Origin of the sequence: Streptobacillus felis, assembly GCF_001559775.1 — a bacterium.
Lineage (GTDB): Bacteria > Fusobacteriota > Fusobacteriia > Fusobacteriales > Leptotrichiaceae > Streptobacillus > Streptobacillus felis.
In genome coordinates, this window is the sequence record NZ_LOHX01000336.1 from 1 (window position 1) to 1,213 (window position 1,213).

At 25.7% G+C, this 1,213-nt stretch carries 1 protein-coding gene; it reads right to left on the reverse strand.

Translation table 11 applies throughout. The features are described from left to right. Positions 1-1,213, reverse strand: a 1,213-nt coding sequence (locus AYC60_RS09210; RefSeq protein ID WP_197417015.1) for a hypothetical protein, incomplete at both ends; no start/stop codon positions are given.

Consider the following 1,213-nt stretch of genomic DNA (forward strand, 5'->3'; position numbering starts at 1 on the left):
TTTACTTTCTTGTAATTCATATGAGACCTTTGCACCTACAGTTATACTTCCAGGTGATACCTTCATCTCCATAGTATCTAATCCTGCACTTACTCCTAAACTTACTGAAGCATCTATTATCTCTTTTTTACTCTCTGCTCTCAATACATCTTTTCTAACACTTTCAACATTATTATACAATACATTACTATCTTTTACTATAGTTGATGTATAATTTACTTCCTTATTCTTATTAAATATTAAATTATTACCACTTAATACATTTCCTCTTACCTTTTCATTATGTGATAATGTAGTCTTATTTGATACATTTAGATTTACTCCTCCACTCACATTTACATAAGCTGAAATGTCTTTTTCTAGTTTTTTATCTTTACCTATATTATTTAAATCTTCTTTTGTTGCTCTAACATATTTATTTTCTTTTTTTACCTTAATATTACCTGATAAATCATCTACTGCTCCTACATATCCATTAGATATGTTTGAAATTGCCTTATCTATTCTTCCTTCTAATAGATTCTTTACTCCCTTACCAATATTTAATGCATCTTTTACTATAGGGGAACTTGCACTAATATTTATACCTAAATTTATTCCTGTTTCATTTTCTACTATGTTCTCTTCATCTTTTATTGCTCTAAAATTTACATTATCTGCATTTACTACTAAATTATCATATGTTAAATTAATATTTGTAGCATCAAGATTTTCTTCTATTTTTGAATTACCTCTTAATGATACATTACTTTCTTCATGTACCTTAGAGTCTTTCTTTGCATTTATATTATTAACATTTATTGAAGCTCCTACACTTACTCCTGTAACTCCTACACTTCCTTTTAAATTTAAGCCACCACTATAACTGTTTTCTTTTATTTTGTTATTTAATTCTTGTGTCCTTACATTAAGATTATTAATGTCTCCATTATTTAAATCTACATTTGAACTTAGTATGTCTAATCTATCTATTTTTGATTCTTCTTTTACTATTACATTTGATTTAACATTTTCTTGATACTTATTATCCTTACTATCTACCTTATGTGAAAAAAGAGTTACATTACCTCTTACTTCTAGATTTTCTTTATCTACATTACCTTTTACATTATCTACTAATTTAAATGTTTCTACTTTTTGCTTTAATGATGTATTTAATACTTCTGATTCTACATTTAAATCTTTTGATTCTAATTTATTTGATTCTAAGTTT